This window comes from Mycobacterium montefiorense, assembly GCF_025823255.1.
GTDB classification, from domain to species: domain Bacteria; phylum Actinomycetota; class Actinomycetes; order Mycobacteriales; family Mycobacteriaceae; genus Mycobacterium; species Mycobacterium montefiorense.
The window spans coordinates 236,757-253,545 of record NZ_JACKVL010000017.1 but is presented as its reverse complement, the minus strand read 5'-3'; the positions used below and the strand labels follow the sequence as shown (position 1 = coordinate 253,545).

16 protein-coding genes are annotated in these 16,789 nt (G+C 65.8%); 6 read left to right on the top strand and 10 right to left on the bottom strand.

Annotated elements, in window-relative coordinates; genetic code table 11:
• Positions 1 to 5: 5 nt before the first annotated feature.
• Positions 6 to 845, bottom strand: coding sequence for a PPE family protein (locus tag H7K34_RS21130; RefSeq protein WP_264063997.1), 840 nt, complete (start codon positions 843 to 845; stop codon positions 6 to 8).
• 38 nt (positions 846 to 883) lie between these two features.
• Positions 884 to 2,614 carry an N-acyl-D-amino-acid deacylase family protein gene (locus H7K34_RS21125; RefSeq protein WP_264063996.1) on the bottom strand — a complete coding sequence of 577 codons (1,731 nt, stop codon included), beginning with the start codon at positions 2,612 to 2,614 and terminating at the stop codon, positions 884 to 886.
• A 45-nt stretch (positions 2,615 to 2,659) separates the two neighbouring features.
• On the opposite strand from H7K34_RS21125, the gene H7K34_RS21120 reads away from it, so the two are divergent.
• The 3 genes from H7K34_RS21120 to H7K34_RS21110 are packed head-to-tail and all read left to right on the top strand — an operon-like array spanning position 2,660 to position 4,439.
• A complete protein-coding gene (locus tag H7K34_RS21120; protein ID WP_264063995.1) occupies positions 2,660 to 3,046 on the top strand; it encodes a VOC family protein in 387 nt (128 codons plus the stop codon).
• Positions 3,047 to 3,056: 10 nt separating this feature from the next.
• A complete protein-coding gene (locus H7K34_RS21115) occupies positions 3,057 to 3,572 on the top strand; it encodes a mycothiol transferase (protein ID WP_108926048.1) in 516 nt (171 codons plus the stop codon).
• Between the two features lie 21 nt (positions 3,573 to 3,593).
• Positions 3,594 to 4,439 (top strand): hypothetical protein, encoded by an 846-nt coding sequence (locus tag H7K34_RS21110; RefSeq protein ID WP_264063994.1) that lies wholly within the window; start codon positions 3,594 to 3,596, stop codon positions 4,437 to 4,439.
• Between the two features lie 5 nt (positions 4,440 to 4,444).
• On the opposite strand, the gene H7K34_RS21105 is transcribed toward H7K34_RS21110, so the two are convergent.
• From H7K34_RS21105 to H7K34_RS21075, 7 genes are read right to left on the bottom strand one after another with little or no spacing between them, the layout of a single operon-like run.
• Positions 4,445 to 5,146: an anti-sigma factor gene (locus tag H7K34_RS21105; RefSeq protein ID WP_264063993.1), complete on the bottom strand. Its 702-nt coding sequence runs from the start codon at positions 5,144 to 5,146 to the stop codon at positions 4,445 to 4,447.
• The gene (locus H7K34_RS21100) at positions 5,143 to 5,706 is read right to left on the bottom strand and encodes a sigma-70 family RNA polymerase sigma factor (protein WP_264063992.1); all 564 of its coding nucleotides are present in this window, start codon (positions 5,704 to 5,706) and stop codon (positions 5,143 to 5,145) included. The genes H7K34_RS21105 and H7K34_RS21100 overlap by 4 nt, the downstream gene beginning before the upstream one ends.
• Before the next feature lie 44 nt (positions 5,707 to 5,750).
• Positions 5,751 to 6,554 carry a DUF1295 domain-containing protein gene (locus H7K34_RS21095; RefSeq protein WP_264063991.1) on the bottom strand — a complete coding sequence of 268 codons (804 nt, stop codon included), beginning with the start codon at positions 6,552 to 6,554 and terminating at the stop codon, positions 5,751 to 5,753.
• Complete coding sequence (locus tag H7K34_RS21090) at positions 6,551 to 7,822, bottom strand: class I SAM-dependent methyltransferase (RefSeq protein WP_264063990.1); 1,272 nt, start codon at positions 7,820 to 7,822, stop codon at positions 6,551 to 6,553. The genes H7K34_RS21095 and H7K34_RS21090 overlap by 4 nt, the downstream gene beginning before the upstream one ends.
• Entirely contained in the window at positions 7,819 to 8,529 is a 711-nt protein-coding gene (locus tag H7K34_RS21085) for a DUF1365 domain-containing protein (RefSeq protein WP_264063989.1), read from the bottom strand. The genes H7K34_RS21090 and H7K34_RS21085 overlap by 4 nt, the downstream gene beginning before the upstream one ends.
• Positions 8,523 to 9,830 carry an NAD(P)/FAD-dependent oxidoreductase gene (locus H7K34_RS21080; RefSeq protein ID WP_264063988.1) on the bottom strand — a complete coding sequence of 436 codons (1,308 nt, stop codon included), beginning with the start codon at positions 9,828 to 9,830 and terminating at the stop codon, positions 8,523 to 8,525. The genes H7K34_RS21085 and H7K34_RS21080 overlap by 7 nt, the downstream gene beginning before the upstream one ends.
• A gap of 57 nt (positions 9,831 to 9,887) precedes the next feature.
• Complete coding sequence (locus H7K34_RS21075; protein WP_264063987.1) at positions 9,888 to 11,630, bottom strand: cytochrome c biogenesis protein DipZ; 1,743 nt, start codon at positions 11,628 to 11,630, stop codon at positions 9,888 to 9,890.
• A 110-nt stretch (positions 11,631 to 11,740) separates the two neighbouring features.
• Between H7K34_RS21075 and H7K34_RS21070 the strand changes: the two genes are divergently transcribed.
• The 3 genes from H7K34_RS21070 to H7K34_RS21060 all read left to right on the top strand — a co-directional run bounded on the left by H7K34_RS21070 (position 11,741) and on the right by H7K34_RS21060 (position 16,134).
• Positions 11,741 to 12,427, top strand: coding sequence for a TetR family transcriptional regulator (locus H7K34_RS21070; RefSeq protein ID WP_108926056.1), 687 nt, complete (start codon positions 11,741 to 11,743; stop codon positions 12,425 to 12,427).
• Positions 12,428 to 12,658: 231 nt separating this feature from the next.
• Entirely contained in the window at positions 12,659 to 13,207 is a 549-nt protein-coding gene (locus tag H7K34_RS21065) for an MmpS family protein (RefSeq protein ID WP_264063986.1), read from the top strand.
• Positions 13,204 to 16,134: an MMPL/RND family transporter gene (locus H7K34_RS21060; RefSeq protein WP_264063985.1), complete on the top strand. Its 2,931-nt coding sequence runs from the start codon at positions 13,204 to 13,206 to the stop codon at positions 16,132 to 16,134. Before H7K34_RS21065 ends, H7K34_RS21060 begins: the two co-directional genes overlap by 4 nt.
• 140 nt (positions 16,135 to 16,274) lie before the next feature.
• On the opposite strand, the gene H7K34_RS21055 is transcribed toward H7K34_RS21060, so the two are convergent.
• Positions 16,275 to 16,727, bottom strand: coding sequence for a DUF5078 domain-containing protein (locus tag H7K34_RS21055; protein WP_108926059.1), 453 nt, complete (start codon positions 16,725 to 16,727; stop codon positions 16,275 to 16,277).
• Positions 16,728 to 16,789 lie beyond the last annotated feature (62 nt).

The following is a 16,789-nucleotide window of genomic DNA, read 5'->3' as shown; positions in this document are numbered from 1 at the left end:
CGGTGTCAGTCCGCCGAACCCGTCGGCACAGCGCCGGAGCCGAGATCGCTGAGCAGGCCCGAGCTTGGGATGCCCGAGTGGAAGCCGGTGCCCGCGGTCGGCGAGTTGAGCAGGCCGGCCTGGAAGTCCGCTGAGCTCATGCTGCCGCTTGTGACGGTGTGTGCGAAGCCGGTGCCGGGAGTGTCGGTCAGCCAGGATCCGACATGGCCGCCGGTGTGATCGAGGTTGGACAGTGCGCTGATGTGGTGCGCCAAGCTGCCGGTGCCGGTGTGCGGCCCGAAGGTCAGGTCGCCGTTGGCGAACTGCACACCGAGGTTCTGCATGACGTTCTGCCAGGGCGCCATCTGCTCGGCGGCCGCCGACGCGTCGGCGTGATAACCGGTCATCGCAGCGACGTCGGTCGCCCACATCTGTTCGTAGGCGGACTCGATGTCCATGATTGTCGGGGCGTTCTGTCCCAGGTGGTTCGACGAAGCCAACATTCGCACCAGGGCGCGGTTGGCCGAAACCACCGCCGGCTGCACCGTCGCCGACAACGCCGTCTCGAAAGCGCCCGCGACCGCCGAGGCCTGGCTGGAGGTCGCCTCGGCCTGGGCCGCGGCCGCCTTGAGCCAGCTCACATACTGCGTCGCGACCGCGAGCATCGCTGTCGCCGAGGGGCCTTGCCACACCCCGCTGGCCAGGTCCGATGCCACGGAGAAAAACGAGGATGCTGACGTCGCCAGGTTCTCCGCAAGCCCATCCCAGGCTTCCGCGGCAGCATGCAGCGGCGCCGATCCAGGACCGGCGTAAAGGAGGGCCGAATTGATCTCTGGCGGCAACCACGCGTAATGCGGGCTCGTCACTGAACTAACTTAACCGGGACGGCCCCCTGTTCGTGGCGTTATGGGGTGGGTGCCGGCGCGGTTTGGCGCCCGCGGATCAGCTTGCCTGGACGCGCATCGGTCGGTTTGCCGTGTTCGGCGATCACTTCGCCGGACACAATTGTGGCCACATACCCGTCGGCGGTCTGGTCCAGTCGGCGTCCGCCAGCCGGCAAGTCATAGGTGATCACGGGCTTGTGCAGGCGCAGCCCGGCATGGTCGATGACGTTGAGATCGGCCTTGTATCCGACCGCGATACGGCCCCGATCGGCCAGCCCTGCGACGCGGGCCGGGACGGAGGTCAGCTCGCGGACGGCCTCGGGCACCGAGAAGCGTCCGGACGCCCGATCCCGGGCCCAGTGTGACAGGAAGAACGTCGAATAACTGGCGTCGCAGATCATCCCGTAGTGGGCACCGCCATCGCCAAGGCCAAGCACCACGTCGTCGCGGTGCAGCAGTTCGCCGACGGTGTTCAGCGAGTTGCGTTCCATGTTGCTGGTGGCGACCAGCAGCATGGCACGGCCTTCGTCGTCGAGCAGCCGGTCGTAGGCCTCCTCCATCGGGTTCACCCCGCGGGCCCTGGCCCGGGCACCGATGCTGTCCACCGGGTCGGGCTCGTAGTTGGGGTTGTCGCCCAGCGGGAAGATCCAGTCCCACATCTGAGCGACGTAGAGGATCGGGTGTCCCTGGCCCGGCTTGTCAGCCAGGATGCGGGCGCGAACCTCCGGCTTGCGCATCTCGGCGACCCGCTCGGCCAGCGGCAGATGCGCGATCTCCTGATAGCTGGGGTAGAGCACGAACGGGTTGGCGGTGAGCTGCAGCCCGATGATCAACCCGATCGGGCGCGGCAGCAGCTGCGCGGTGATATCGCCGCCGGCCGCGTTGGCCTTCTCGACCATGTTGATCGCGTCGGGCCAGGTCGGGTCGCCGACGTTGGCGACGACCAGGGTGAAGGTGACCGGCAGGCCGACCTCCTCGGCGACGTCGAACACCGTCTGCAGCACCGGTTGGTAGCCGCCGGCCGGAATGTCGGGCACGAACTGCAGCAGCCCGCCGCCGCCGTCGACGACGCCCTTGGCGATCTCCTCGATCTCCTCACGGGCGGCCTCGTAACTCGGGATCGGCGAACCGCTTTCGGTCTTGTGGATCGTCAGCCGCGACGACGCGAAGCCCAGCGCCCCGACCTCCATGGCCTCCTTGGCCAGCGCCCGCATCTTCGCGAGGTCGTCGGCGGTGGCCGGTTCGCGATTGGCGCCGCGCTGCCCCATCACGTAGACCCGCAGCGGCGAATGCGGAAGGTAGGCGGCCACGTCGATGTCACGCCTGCCGGCGTCCAGCGCATTCAGGTATTCGGGGAAGGTCTCCCAGCTCCATGGCAGGCCGTCGGTCATTACGACGCCCGGGATGTCCTCGACCCCGGCCATCACGTCGACGAGCACGTCGTGGTCTTCCTGCCGGCACGGCGCGAACCCGACGCCGCAGTTGCCCATCACCACGGTGGTCACCCCGTGCGCCGAGGACGGCGTCAGGCGCTCCGACCAGATGGACTGGCCGTCGTAGTGCGTGTGCAGGTCGACGAAACCCGGCGTGATCAACAGGCCGGTGGCGTCGATCTCGCGTTCGGCGGTGTCGCCGTTGATGGCGCCGACAGCGGTAATGACTCCGCCGTGTACCCCGACGTCGCCGACATAGGGGTCGCCCCCCAATCCGTCGACGATGGTGCCATTGCGAATGAGGAGGTCGTAGATCACCTAATCAATCTACGACCGTGCATCAAGTCGTGCCACGATGTTTTCGTGATCGACCACATAGGTATTAACTGCGCTGACTACCCGAAATCGCAGGCGTTCTACGACGCGGTGCTCGGTGTCCTGGGGTACTCCCGGCAGATGGATTTCGACGTGGCCATCGGGTACGGCCGTGACGGCAATCCGGATTTCTGGATTGCCGACGGTGTCGGTAACGGTGCCGGCACGGGGCCCAACCGGGAGAACCACATCGCGTTCCATGCCGCCGACGAAAACGCCGTGCGCGCGTTCCACGAGACGGCGCTGCAGCTGGGCGCGGAATCGCTGCATGAGCCCAGGTTGTGGCCGGAATATCACCCCGGCTACTTCGGTGCATTCGTGCGCGATCCGGACGGCAACAACGTCGAAGCGGTCTATCACGGGGCCGGCCCGTAATGTCGCCGGTATGTCAGATACCGACGCCGCCGTCCACGAGTTGCTTCGCGACGCGTTCACCCGGTTGATCGAACACGTCGATGAGCTCACCGATGGCCTGACTGACGAGCTGTCCAACTACCGGCCGGCCCCGGACGCCAACACCATCGCCTGGCTGATCTGGCACAGCGCCCGGGTGCAGGACATCCAGCTGGCCGACGTGGCCGGCGTCGAGGAGGTCTGGACCCGCGACGGCTGGGTGGACCGCTTCGCGCTGGACCTGCCGCGCCGCGACACCGGCTACGGCCATGGCGCCGCCGAAGTGGCGAAGGTGCACGCCCCCGCCGACCTGCTGGCCGGCTACTACCACGCGGTGCACGCGTTCACCTGTGAGTACGTCGCCGGCGTGACGGCCGACGAGCTGGCCCGCGTGGTGGACACCAATTGGGATCCGCCGGTGACGGCCAGCGCCCGGATTGTCAGCATCATCGACGATTGCGCCCAGCACCTCGGGCAAGCGGCATACGTGCGGGGGATCGCGCCGTAGCTTGGCCCGTAGATTGGCCAGGTGCGATTCCTCGCGATCCTGCAGCTGTGGCTGATCACCACGGCTGCGCTGGCGCTGGCGGTTCCCTCGATGTGGGCGCAGTGCAATCTCGTCGACGAGAACGGCTACGTCGCGCTGGCTCGCAAGGCGGCGGCCGATCCCGCCCTGCAGTCGGCAATGGCAGGTGAACTCACCACCCGGACCATGGCGCTGATCGCCGAGCATGGCGGCGGACACTATCCGCTCGACAGCTCGCAGGTGCACGACGCCGCCGCCGAGTTCACGGCCGGCCCCTCGTTCCCGCCGCTGTTCGCGACGGCCAACCGGGCGGCGCACCGCTGGCTGTTCGCCGACGTGGGGTCCGGCGATTCCTGGGCCATCGACGTGGCGCCGATGCTCAACGACAGCGCGTTTGCGCAGATCTTGAGCGAGCACAACGTAACGGTGCCGGCGACGCTGACCGTGCCGTTGACGGCTTCGGTGCCGCACGCGCTGCGGCAGGGGGAGCTGAGCCGAGTGGCCGCCTGGGGCAAGTGGGCGAGCCTGGGTGTGGCGGGCCTGTGCGGTGTGTGCGCGCTGCTGACGCTGCTCGCGGCCCGGCGCCGCGGTAAGGCGCTGACCAGTCTCGGTGTCTCGGCGCTGCTCGTCGGGGCGACCGGGTGGGTCGGCATCGAAGTCGCGGGCCGCTACCTCAACGAGGTGCTCAGTCGCACCACCGGCGACATTCGCCAGATCGCCGACGTCATGGTGCGTAGCGTCGAGTCCGGCCTGCGGGACTGGCTTACCCTGACCTTGGCCGCCGGCGCGGCGCTGGTGGTATGCGGCGTGATCGTCGCGGTGCTGGGCAGCCTGGTGAAGAAGGCCTGAAGGGCCTAGCTCAGCGGCAAGGTCGCCAATATCGGCGAAGTCGGCTGCGGTGAGCCGGCGCCGGGTTCGACGGTAAAGGCCAGGGCCGTCGACTTTCCGAGGTTGGTCAGCGTCGCCGTCGTAGAGGGCGAGACGGCCGTGGTGCCCATCGTCCCGGCCGAGGTCGGGCCGTTGGCATCGATCAACCACATCTGATAGACGGTGCCCGGAGTCGGCGGCGGCACGTTGTTCATCACAAGCACACCCGCGCCGCGGTCGCGCGAGAACACCACCGTGGCCGTCCCGCTGGCCAGTGGGCGCGAAACCGTCCGCACGTCGGGGGCCGCCATCACCTGCTCGGCAACCGACTGCGTCGGTGTCGGCCGCAACAGGGTCTGCACGCCGAATGCCGTCAGTCCCGCCACAATCGCCGCCGCTACCGATACCAATACCGTTGTGCGCCAACGTCGCTGGTGGTTCGGCTGGTTCGAAGCGGTGATAGCCAGGACGGCCGCCCGCAGATGCGCCGGTGGTTCGGTAATCGTCGACGCCGAGACGACGGCCATCGTTTCGCGCACGGCGCGAACTTCCTCGGTGAAGGCCGCCGCGACCGACGGCGGCGCGCCCGCGATCTGCCGGTCGATATCGGCGCGCTCTTCGTCGGACACCGCGTGCAAGGCATACGGCGTGGCCAGCTCGAGCAGTTCGAAGTCAGTGGGTTCGGTCACGGCACGTCCAGGCAATTACGCAGGCCGCGCAATCCGTCGCGGATGCGCGATTTGATCGTCGACAGATTGGCGGCCAGCCGCTGCGACACCTCGGAATAGGTCAGCCCGCCGTAGTAGGCCAGCTCGATGCACTGCCGTTGCGCGTCGGTCAGCGAGCCCAGGCAGTCGGCCACCCGGCGCCGCTCGTCACCGGCGATGGCCGAGTCGGCGACCACGTCGGTGGCGGTCTCGACGTTGGATGCGCCGTAGCGCGATTCGCGGCGGCTGCCGGCCTGCTCGGAGCGCACCCGGTCGATGGCCCGGCGGTGCGCCATGGTCAGCAGCCAGGACAACGTCGACCCGCGCGCGGGGTCGTACTCCGACGCCGAGCGCCACACCTCGAGATAGATCTCCTGGGTGGTTTCCTCGCTGTAGCCGGCATCCCGCAAAACCCGGATCACCAGCCCGAATACCCGGCTCTTGGTGAGGTCGTAGACCGCCGCGAAAGCCTGGGTGTCTCCGCGCGCGACTTCACGCAGCAACACATCCAGGTCGCTGCTCAGCTGCGGCAGTCCGGTCATTGTCAGGTAGCCTATCGCTCGCCACCGGGCCGCATCGGCGACGGTTATCGACGTGCCGGTCGCGGTGGTCGTGGAAAGAAACACGCGGTTCTTTGCTGATATTCCGCAAAGCCGGGCCGGCCGGCCATCATTCTCTCGGTCAGCCGGGCGCCGGTCACGTTGACCAGGAAGTAGGTCATCAGCAGCGGCGAGCCGACCGTGGCCAACGGCCACCAGCCGTTGATGGTGATCAGCCATAGCCCCCACCACACCGTGGCGTCGCCGAAGTAGTTGGGGTGACGCGTCCACGCCCACAAGCCGCGATCCATCACCACGCCGCGATTGGCCGGGTCCGACTTGAACACCCGCAGCTGCCGGTCGCCGACGGCTTCGAAGGTGATACCCACCAGCCAGCCGGCCACGCCCAGCACCCCGACCGCTATCAGCGGTTTCGGCGTCGGCCCGGTCACCGCGGACAGCTGCAGCGGGAAGGCGACGAACCAGGTGATCAGCCCCTGCAGCAAAAAGACCTTGCGCAGCACCTGGCCTGGTGTGGAATCCCGGAGCATGACGGCGTATCGGGGATCCTCACCCTTGCCGGCGGTCTTACGCTGGATGTGCCAACTCAGCCGCACACCCCAGATCGCCACCAGCATCAGCAGCAGCCAGCGTCGGGTCGGGTCGCCATGGCCGAGCGCCGCGCCGACCGCGGCGATGGCGACAAACCCGATGCCCCACGCCACGTCGACGACGTTGTAGCGGCCGATGCGCCTGCCGATGGCGAACGTGATCGAATGCACCACGGCGAGAACCACAACCGAGGCGCCGCACACCTGGGCCAAGTTCCAAGTGAAGCTCACGTTGCTCATCGGCACCCCTCGCGCGCGAACGTCCACTGGTAGACGTTCAGATAGCCCGACCGGAAGCCTGCCTCCGAATACGCCAGGTACAGCTCCCACATCCGCTGAAACACATCGTCGAAGCCCAACTGCGCCAATCGTTCTCGCTGCTTGATGAACTGCTCGCGCCAGAGCCGCAGCGTCTCGGCGTAGTGCGGGCGTAGCGACGCCATGTCCACCGTGCGTAAATCCGTGCGGAGTTCGGTGATTGCGGAGATGGCCTGGGTGGACGGCAGCAGTCCGCCCGGGAAGATGTACTTCTGGATCCAGGTGTGCGTATTGCGGCTGGCCATCATCCGGCCGTGGGGCATCGTGATCGCCTGGATCGCCACCCGGCCGCCCGGCCCCACCAGCCGCTCGAGCGTGGTGAAATACCGTTGCCAGGCATGGAATCCCACCGCCTCGATCATCTCGACCGACACCACCGCGTCATAACACCCGTCGACGTCGCGGTAATCGCAGAGGTCGATCGTCACCCTGTCGGACAGCCCCGCCGCGGCAACCCGAAGCCGCGCCAGCTGCTGCTGTTCCACCGACAAGGTCACCGAGCGGATATGGGCTCCGCGGGCGGCCGCGCGGATGCACAGCTCTCCCCAGCCGGTGCCGATTTCGAGAACCCGGCTGCCCTGACGCACTCCGGCGATGTCGAGCAGCCGATCGATCTTGCGCTCTTGCGCCGCAGCCAAATCCGATGACGACGCGGGCAGCCGGTCAAACACCGCGCAGGAATACGTCATGGTCTCGTCGAGAAATTCGGCGAACAGATCGTTGGACAGGTCGTAGTGCTCGGCGACGTTGCGCCGGGCGCGTTCTCGGCCTGCTCCCCACCAGCGCGGCCGGAAGGCCGGCGCGATCGGGCGCAGCCATTGCAACCGGCGCGGCACCAGATCGCTCACCGACGTGGCGAATACCGTCAACAAACCGGTGAGGTCGTCCGAGGACCATTCACCGGCCATGTAGGACTCGCCGAATCCGATCAGGCCGTAGCGTCCGACCCGGCGCGCCAGCGCTTCCGGTTGGTGGACAACAAGGGTCGGCACCGTCGGGTCGGCCGCCCCGACCACCGTGCCGTCGGGGTAAGTCACTCGCAGCGGTAGGCGAGCGGCCGCGCGGCGCAGTAGCCGGTCGGCGGCCACCGCCACCGTCGCGCTCAGCGGGCCGGACGGCACCTTGGCGATCGCCGGCCACCGCATGGAATCTATTGCGGCCGGAGGTATTCGGATTGTCGGTACGGTCATCGCGGCACCAACGGAACTCGACGTAACCACAGTTTGATCCCCTGAATTCGGATACGTACGGTCACCAGCAAGGGTGCCAGTGGCGAAATGATCTGCATGATCGCGACCTGCCGGTTGCTCGCCGGGTGCCGCTGTCCGCGCACGCTGGCCACGAACGCGGGCTGATGAGCTCGACGCAGCTCCACGGTGATGTTGATCTCGCCGTCGGGCCGTGGTGCCCGCACCAGGTAGTAGCCGTCCACCGCATTGAAAGGTGAGACATAGAGCTTCTTCTCGGTAACCACTGGCAGATCTGCCGGCGGCAACAGGTAGGCGTGGCGCTCGCCGTAGGTGTTGTGTACTTCGGCGATCACATACCGCAGCCGGCCGTCACGGTCGTGGCACCAAAAGACGCTCAGCGGGTTGAACACGTACCCGAGTACGCGAGCCTGCAGCAGGGCGGTGATGCGGCCCTCAGGAGCGGCCAGGCCGCGGTCGGCGAAGACGGCGCCAAGCCGGTCGCGCAGCGAGCCGTGCTGCGGGCTGGCCAAGTGATCCGAGGCGCGGAAGCGAGCGAAGGGCCGCAGCCACCAGGGCAGTCGCGGCAGGTCGTCGACGTCGACATACCAGCTGTAGCTTTGGTATTCGAACGAATGGCGCACCGGCGCCTGCCGTGCATGGCTGATCGTGGTGCGGTAGATCGCGGGCGTCTGTGTCGCTGTCAGCATCGGGCCACCGCCTCGGCCCGGATCGCCGTCGGCCAGTCGGCGCCCAGGCGTCGTGCCGCGGCCAGGCCCGAGGCGGCGCCGTCCTCGTGAAAGCCCCAGCCGTGGTAGGCACCCGCGAATGCCACTCGATCGTCGTCCAGCGTCGGTAATAATGCCTGGGCCGCAACAGATTCCGGTGTGTACAAGGGATGGCTATAGGTCATGTCGGCGATCACCGACGCCGGGTTGACGCGGTCGTGGCCCCCCAGGGTCACCAGGTACCGGGTGTGGGTGTGCAGCCGCATCAGCCTGCTGACGTCATAGCTGACCACCACATGGTCATTGCCGGGGGTAACCAGGTAATTCCATGATGCGCGGGCGCGGCGGCGCCGGGGCAGCACCGATTCGTCGGTGTGCAGCTGCGCCTGGTTGGTCGAGTACGGAATCGCTCCCAGCACCGCGCGCTCCCACGGGTTCGGATCGTCGAGCAGCAGCAGCGCCTGATCGGGATGTACGGCGACGACTGCCGCGTCGAAATACCGCGGCGCGTTGTCGCCCGCCCGCAACCACACGCCATCGGGTACCCGCCGCAAGGAATGCACCGGGGTCCCGGTCGACACCTCGGCGAGCCGAGCGGCGACGGCCTGCACGTACTGCGCCGAGCCTCCCGTCACGGTGCGCCAGGTGGGAGAGCCGAAAACCGACAGCATGCCGTGATGGTCGAGGAAAACGAACAGGTAGCGGGCCGGGTAGCGCAGCGCGTCGTCGCTGGCGCACGACCACACCGCCGCCACCAGGGGGGTGATGAAGAAGTCGATGAAATACGACGAGAAGCGGTGCCGGTTCAGAAAGGCTTCCAGCGTCTCCTGGTCGTCGTGCGCGGTGTCTGAGCGCAGCAGCCGCGCCGCGGCGCGGTGGAAGCGGACGATCTCACCGAGCATCCGCAGATACCGCGGCCGCAGCGCCTGCTTGCACGCGAATAAACCGCTAATGCCCAGAGCGCCGGCGTATTCGAGCCCGATGTCGTCGGCGCGCACCGACATCGACATCTCCGACGGCTGGGTGGCTACCCCGAGCTCGCGCAGCAGCCGGCACAGCGTCGGATAGGTGCGGTCGTTGTGCACCAGGAACGCCGAGTCGACGCCGATGAGATTCCCGTCCGGGCCGCCGTCGTGCACGAAATGGGTGTGGGCGTGGCCGCCGAGCCGCACCTCGGCTTCGTACAGGGTGACACGGTCACGGCCGGACAGCAGGTAAGCGGCGGTGAGGCCGGCCACCCCACTGCCGATGACCGCGACCGACCGCGCGTGTGACGAGTCCACAATCCCTATTCGGAACCACCGAGCTGGCGGATGGGAAGCGGCGTGCTTACCGAATGTCTAGCCGAAAGTGAACGAAAACACCTGCAAGCCCTTGCTGACTTGCATGTCGAGCTGATCGCGGTGCGCGCCGTTATCGGCCACGATCTGGTGCAGCGTGGGAGCACCGCCGATCTGCGTGGTGGTGGTTTGCCCATCGCGGGTCACGGTGATGGTTCCGGTGCCGCCGACGACGGCATACACGCTTTTACCGGTGTAGTTCAGCCGGATGGCGGCGTCGTCGCTGTCGGCGGTGACGCCCTGGTCGTCCAGGGTCCACCGGCCGCGTAGGGCGAATTTGTCTGCTGCGACCTGCGCCGGGAAGTTGAATCCGGCGGTGCCCGCCTGGTAGCTGCCGTCGCCGCCATAAGTGGTGGCCTTGTCGGGTGCCAGGTAGGTCTCCGGTGTGAGGTTGGTCTTCGGGGTGGTGTCGGCCCCGTTCACCGGCGCCGGCAGCGCGACGTTCGGGTTGGCATCGACCAGCAGTTGGCGAATCAGCTTTTCGGTGCCGTCGTAGTCGCCTTCGCCGAATTTGGTGTGCCGCAGGGTTCCGTTCGCGTCGATCAGGTACTCGGCCGGCCAGTACATGTTGTTGAAGGCGTTCCAGGTCGCGTAGTCGTTGTCCAGCGCGATCGGGTAGTCGATGTGCAACCCGGCGGCGCCGCTGGCCACATTGTCGGGGACCCGTTCAAAGGCGTACTCGGGGGTGTGCACCCCGATCACCACCAATCCGCTGTCGCGATAGCGGTTGTACCAATCGACGACGTGCGGAATGGCGCGCTGGCAGTTGATGCAGGAGTAGGCCCAGAAGTCGATCAGCACCACCTTGCCGCGCACCGACGCGGGGTCAAGCGGTTTGTTGTCCGGCGTGTTCAGCCAGCCGGTGATTCCGGTGATGCTTGGGGCCTGCCCGCACTGTTGCAGCTCGGTGGAACCGTCGGTGCAATTTGTCGCTAGACCGTTGCTGGTGTTGCCCTGATTCAGCTGCAGCACGCTGGCCGAGGCCGGCGGCTGCGTGTTGGCGGGGATCAGCGAATGCTGGATTTCCTTGGTGTCCAAGCGATTCTGCATTGCCGTGGTGTAGTCGGGCACGGCACGCTGCAACATTGCGGGCAGGTTGAACACCAGCGCCACCGCCAGCACGATCATCATGACTCCGCCGGCAATCTGAATTTGGCGCTGCCGACGGCGGAACGCGGCAACGCGTTCGGCGACGTGCCGACCGGCCAGCGCGAAAGCCAACAGTGGTATTGCGTTGCCGAGCGCGAACGTCGCGGTCAAAATCAGCACGGGGGCGCCGAGTGAGGCCGTGCCGCCGGCGACCACGATCGCGGCGAGCACCGGTCCCGCGCACGGCACGTACAACGCGCCCAGCGTAAGACCCAGCCCGAAACCATCTGTGTTGCTACCGATTTGGCGCTGTGGGATGAATGCGAACGGCCGCTCGATCAAGTGCTGCAGTGGCGGGAAGATCAATCCCAATCCGATCAGGGCCAGCACCACCAGGGCGGCCCAGCGGATGGCGTCCTGGGGCAGATGCAACGCCGACAGCAGCGCGGACCCGATCAGGGTGGCCAGGCTGAAGCTGCACACCAGGCCCCCGATCACCATGTAGGGGCGTGTCGTAGCGCGCATGCTGCGCCTGCTGCGGTTCGTACCGCTGTCCATGCTGGACAGAAAAATCACCGGAAGCACGGGCAGGATGCATGGCGAGATGCCGGTGATCAGGCCACCGAGAAAGCCGATGAGCGCAATTGTCTGCATACGTTTTATTCGGATCGACGGCGATTACGGACGGGACATCGGGGGCTGCGTTTCTCCACGGTAACTGCATCGCACAAATCACATGATGTGCGTTATACAAATCACGTCATGTGCGTTATCCTCCGGGGGTGGCGCAACTAACATTCCAACGCGCCCGCACTGAGGAAAAAAAGCGCCAACGTGCGGAGGCCCTCGTGGAAGCCGCGCGCTCGCTGGCGATGGAGACGGGCGTCGCGTCGGTCACCCTGACCGCGGTCGCCAGCCGCGCCGGAATCCACTACTCGGCGGTGCGCCGCTACTTCACCTCGCACAAAGAAGTCCTGTTGCACCTGTCCGCCGAGGGCTGGGTGCGGTGGTCGAATACGGTGTCGGAGAAGCTGGCCGAGCCGGGCGCGAAGTCGCCCTCGCGCATCGCCGAGACACTGGCCGAAGCTCTGGCCGACGACCCGTTGTTCTGTGACCTGCTGGCCAACCTGCACCTGCACCTCGAACACGAGGTGGACGCCGAACGGGTCATCGAGGTCAGGCGGATCAGCACCGCGGCCACACTCTCGCTGGCCGATGCGATCGGCAGCTCGCTGCCCGAACTCGGACGGTCGGGCTCGCTCGACATCCTGCTGGCGGCCTACTCGCTGGCGGCCACGCTGTGGCAGGTGGCCAACCCGCCGGAGCACCTGACCGATGTCTATGCCGAGGAGCCGGAAGTGGTTCCGCCGGAGTGGAATCTGGACTTCGCATCCGCGCTTATCCGCCTGCTGACGGCCACCTGCGTCGGCCTCATCTCGAAATCCTCATGAACTCAGAAAGGAGGCCGCAGCGCTGTGGCTTGGCGAACTGCAACCGGTGAAGGCGGTCCCGAACTCCAAGCTCCCGGGGCCGGATACCAAGCGCCGCAGCGACGCCCGGGTGAAGGAAGGCAGCCGAAGGGGGACTGCGTTGGCTAACGCGATCAAGAAACTGTGGGTCATCGCTAAGGTTCCACATAGGCAATTTAATATTGCGCCCGTGGTGAAGGACTTGAAGCGCCCATGACGACGACTGAGCCAAGGACCGAGCCGCTGAATAAGCAGGGCTCCGTCGACAGCGAGGGGAACGAGGTCGCCCCGCAGCGCGCTAAGAAAAAGGGGTTTCTGGGGCGTTTCTGGCTGGTGCTCACGATCGCAGCTGTCGTCGCGCTCTCAGGATTCGTGGTGTACCGGTTGCACGGCGTCTTTGGCGTTCACCGCGGTTCGTTCGGTGGCGGCACGTCGGGCGAGGTCCTCGACGAGTTCAACGCCAAGACGATCACGCTCGAGGTCTGGGGCCCACCGGGCAGCATGGCAACCATCAATTACCTCGACGAAAACTCCCATCCGCAGCAGGCCCTCAACGTGCCCTTGCCCTGGAGCAAAGTATTGAGTTCAACGAAGCCCGGCATTCCGGCAAACCTGGTGGCGCAAGGAGACGGCAGTTGGATTGCCTGCCAATTCGTCGTGAACAACCACGACGGGCACGGTGACGTCATCAAGACTCCGAATCGCTCAGATTCCAACCAAACCGTGAACGCCTTCGTCTACTGCCTGGACAAGTCCGCATGAGCGAACCAAGCGAGGCTCCGCCGCGCGTCGACCAGCCGCTGATCCCGCCGTTCCTGCCCCGGATGATCCACCGGCTGGCGCTGCCGATCGTCCTGGTGTGGTTGGGCATCGTATTCGTCACCAATACCGTGGCGCCGCAGCTGGAGGTTGTCGCCAAGACCCACTCGGTGTCGATGAGTCCGACTGACGCAGCATCCTTTCAGTCGATGATGCGGGTCGGATCGACGTTCAAAGAGTTCAATTCCGACAACTCGGCCATGATCTTGCTAGAGGGCGACAAGCCGCTCGGGGCCGAAGCGCACCGCTACTACGACGAGATCGTCAGGCGCATCGAGCAAGACAAGGTACATGTTCAGCACGTCCAGGATTTCTGGAGTGATCCGCTGACGGCGGCGGGTTCCCAGAGCCACGATCAAAAGGCCGCGTACGTCCAGGTTTACCTCGCTGGCAACATGGGCGGCGGGCTGGCGAACGAGTCTGCCGCGGCCCTCCGCAAGATCGTGGACTCGGTGCCCGCGCCGCCGGGAATCAAGGCATACGTCACCGGCGCGGGCCCGCTGTTCGCCGATCAATCCCACGCGGGAGAGAAGGGCGTAGCGAAGGTCACCATGGTCACGTTCGCAGTGATTGTGGTGATGCTGCTGTTCGTATACCGGTCGGTGATCACCATGCTGATCATGCTCGCCATGGTGTTCATCGAGCTGGCAGCGGCCCGCGGCGTCGTCGCGACGCTCGGAAACTACGGCATCATGGGGCTGTCGACCTTCGCCAACAACATGCTGGTGCTTATGGCGATCGCCGCCGGGACGGACTACGCGATCTTCGTCGTCGGCCGCTATCACGAGGCCCGTGGTCTGGGCGAGACCCGCGAAAAAGCGTTCTACACCATGTTCCACAGCACCGCGCATGTCGTGCTGGGATCGGGCCTGACCATCGCCGGCGCGATGTACTGCCTGAGCTTCTGCCGGCTGCCGTACTTCCAGTCGCTGGGGGTGCCTTGTGCGGTCGGCATGCTGGTCGCGGTGTTCGCGGCTTTGACGCTGGGTCCGGCGGTACTGACGGTGGCTTCGTTCTTCAAGCTGATGGATCCGAAGCGGACACTGCAGACCCGCGGCTGGCGTCGCATGGGCACCGCGGTCGTCCGCTGGCCCGCACCGGTTCTCGCGGTGACCATCGCGGTCGCGTTGGTTGGTCTGCTCGCCCTGCCCGGTTACCAGACGGACTACGACAACCGCCACTTCCTGCCGGCGGACACCCCGGCCAATGTCGGTTATGCCGCCGCGGACCGCCACTTCGACCAGGCTCGGCTCAATCCTGAGCTGTTGATGATCGAGACCGATCACGACTTGCGTAACTCGGCCGATTTCCTGATCTTGGACAAGGTCGCCAAAGCGGTCTTCCACATTCCCGGTATCGGCCGGGTGCAGACCATCACCCGGCCGTTGGGCACGCCGCTCGACCACAGCACCCTCGGTTTTCAGATGGGTGCACAAGCCGCCGGGCGGATCCAGACCCAGCACTACCAAGAGGAGCAGGCGAACAATCTGCTCAAGCAAGCCGCCGAGCTGCGCAAGACGATGGCGACGCTACATGAGCAAATGCAGGTCACCCAGGATCTCAGCAACACGACGCACGAAACCACCAAGCTCACCAGAGAAACCGTGCGGATCACCGAGGCGTTGCGCGACGACATCGCCAACTTCGACGACTTCCTCCGGCCGATCCGCAGCTATTTCTACTGGGAGAAGCACTGTTACGACATCCCGGTCTGCTGGGCAATCCGGTCGGTCTTCAACGCGCTCGACGGCATCGACCGGGTGGCGGAGAACATCGTGAACCTGAGCGCGAACCTCGACAAGCTGGATCAGATCCAGCCCAAGCTGGTGGCGCTGATACCGCCGCAGATCGAGAGCCAGCAGCACAACCTCGACACCATCATGTCGAACTATGCGATCACACAGGGTCTTAACGAACAGGCGAAAGCGCAGTCCGACAACGCCACCGCGCAGGGCGATGCCTTCGACAAAGCGAAGAACGACGACACGTTCTACCTTCCGCCGGAGGCGTTCCAAAGCCCGGATTTCGCGCGAGGTCTCAAACAGTTCATCTCGCCGAACGGGCACGCCGTCCGGCTGATCATCTCCCATGAAGGCGACCCGGCGACTCCTGAAGGCATCAAGCACATCGAACCGATCAAGCAGGCCGTGCACGAGGCGATCAAGGGCACTCCCTGGGAGGGCGCCAAGGTCTACCTGGGTGGCACCGCCGCGACGTACAAGGACATGCACGACGGCTCCAACATCGACCTGATGATCGCCGGGATCGCGGCAGCCACTTTGATTTTCGTCATCATGCTGGTGATCACCAGAAGCGTCGTGGCGGCAGTCGTGATCGTCGGTACGGTGTTGCTGTCGCTGGGCGCCTCATTCGGGCTGTCCGTGCTCTTGTGGCAGTACATCCTGGGAATGAAGTTGCACTGGATGGTGCTGGCGATGGCGGTCATCCTGCTGCTGGCGGTCGGCTCGGACTACAACTTGCTCCTGATATCGCGGTTCAAAGAGGAAATCCACGCCGGACTCAAAACCGGGACGATCCGCGCGATGGCCGGTTCGGGCTCGGTGGTTACCTCCGCCGGTCTGGTGTTCGCCGCCACCATGGCCACGTTCATGTTCAGCCCGCTGCTGGTGATGGCTCAGGTAGGTACGACGATCGCGCTGGGTTTGTTGTTCGACACCTTGATCGTGCGGTCGTTCATGACACCGTCGCTGGCCACCTTGCTCGGGCGCTGGTTCTGGTGGCCGCAGCACGTGCGTCCACGGCCGGCCAGCACCATGCTGCGACCGTACGGACCGCGTCCCGCCGTGCGCCGGCTGATCCTCAACGACGTCGAGGAGCACCCGGCGGGCGGAGTGGTACAACCGCGCTGATCGCCATGCTGCCCGAGGAACCCCGAATCGAACACGGTTCGCTGCCGCGCAACCGCACGACGGACGAGGGCAGTCACGCGCAAGACGTGACTCGATGATCGGCCGACCCCCACTAGGGGTCGAATACCTGAAGCGCTGGGCTAGCCCCAGTTCCAGACCGACATGTCGCCGGCTGGGTAGGTGCTGCAGGCGTCCGTGGCCTTGGCGACGACGCCCTTGTTGTTGAAGAAGACCTTCATGTGGTTGGGCCAGGCCACCCACAGCGGGTCGGAGACCGGCGCGTAGAAGTTCTCGGAGTAGCCCCGCCGGTCCTGCGGTGACAAGGAGTAGAACCAGTGGGCCTTGTCGATCGTCGCCTGCTGGACGTTCGGGTGGTTGTTGAAGTCGATCATGTACCGCTGGTAGTACACCGGGCTGGTGTCCCTGGTGGCGGCAAGAATCTGCTCGGCGTCACAGGTGGTGTTGATCATCCGGCGGGGGATAGGGAAATCCTCCGTGGAGTCCGCCACCGCGGTCGTCGGGACGGCCACAGCGGCCATACCCATTGCAAAGAAAACGGCGCCTGCACGCAGACACGAACTCACCCGAGACATAGTCGTAACGGTAGCACTTCCGATGGGATGCGGGCGAGTCTTGGTCGGCCTTCTAGTCCGTC